Here is a 1,129-nt window from a genome sequence, read left to right as displayed (position 1 = left end):
CTAAGCGTGATGGGAGGGTTTCGGCGTTTCATCGGGTTGAGTGTACCCCACCGCACTCTCTATTTTCGAACACCCTCTGCCCCACTTGACAACACGCCCCTGCGGTTGGGGTATAATTGAGCTCGCCATGCGCGGGTGGTGGAATTGGTAGACACGCATGGTTGAGGGCCATGTGGGCTTTGCCTGTGTGGGTTCGAGTCCCACCCCGCGCACCAAGCATGTGGGCGGTTAGCTCAGTGGTAGAGCGCTTCGTTCACACCGAAGAGGTCGTTGGTTCGAATCCAACACCGCCCACCATGACAGCCCTGAACGCGCAGGCTGTCCGCAATATGCCCTTCACGGCGCAACGAGCCTCTCCCAGTCGCGAGAGGCTATTTTGTATAAGCGACTTGTGCGGCGCCACATTAGTCAGGAGTCATGACCATGAAACAGTACGCGCTGGAACAGATACGCAATGTAGCGTTGGCAGGACATGGCGGGAGTGGGAAAACGACTCTCGCAGAGCATCTCCTGTATATTGCTGGACATATTGACCGCGTTGGCAGCGTTGAAGCAGGCAATACGACCTCGGACTTCGACCCCGAAGAGCAGCGGCGCAAAATCAGCCTCAACGCAACCCTGCTTCCTATCGAGTGGGAGGGGTACAAAATCAACCTTATTGACACCCCGGGCTTCCCCGACTTCATCGGCGAGCTTTACAGCGCAATTCAGGTCGTCGATTCGGTCATCTTGGTTGCGCCCGCGCAGGCGGAGCTGGAGGTCGGATTTGAGAACGCTTGGGAGCTGTGTGAAGCGCGTAAGTTACCCCGCCTGATCTTTGTGAACAAGATGGAGCGCGACGGCGCGGACTACAACGGCTTGCTGCAGACCTTGCGCAACGCCTACGGCAACCGCATCGTGCCGCTGCAGATCCCTATCGGCACGGAGACGCAGTTCAAAGGCGTGGTCGATGTGCTGCACCAGAAAGCGTATCTGGGCAAAGATCGTGATATTGCTCCGTCGCCCGTGCCTGCCGAGCTACAGAGCGAGGTCGAGCGCGCTCGTGAGATGCTTATGGAAGCCGCTGCCGAATCGGACGACGCGCTGCTGGAGAAGTATCTGGAGGGTACCCCGCTGACCGACGAGGAGC

General features: G+C 58.5%; 1 protein-coding gene and 2 tRNA genes. All 3 read left to right on the top strand.

Features of this window, described 5'->3' with window-relative positions; translation table 11 throughout:
* The first annotated feature begins 129 nt into the window (after positions 1-129).
* Positions 130-215, top strand: a tRNA-Leu gene (locus tag NW833_RS11090).
* Between the two features lie 7 nt (positions 216-222).
* Positions 223-297: transfer RNA gene (locus NW833_RS11085), tRNA-Val, on the top strand.
* 126 nt (positions 298-423) lie between these two features.
* Positions 424-1,129, top strand: a 706-nt coding sequence (locus NW833_RS11080) for a GTP-binding protein (RefSeq protein WP_414412503.1), incomplete at its 3' end; no start/stop codon positions are given.

Source organism: Synechococcus sp. O70.1 (genome assembly GCF_047462215.1).
Taxonomy (GTDB): Bacteria; Cyanobacteriota; Cyanobacteriia; order Thermostichales; family Thermostichaceae; genus Thermostichus.
This window is presented reverse-complemented; position numbering and strand designations above follow the sequence as displayed.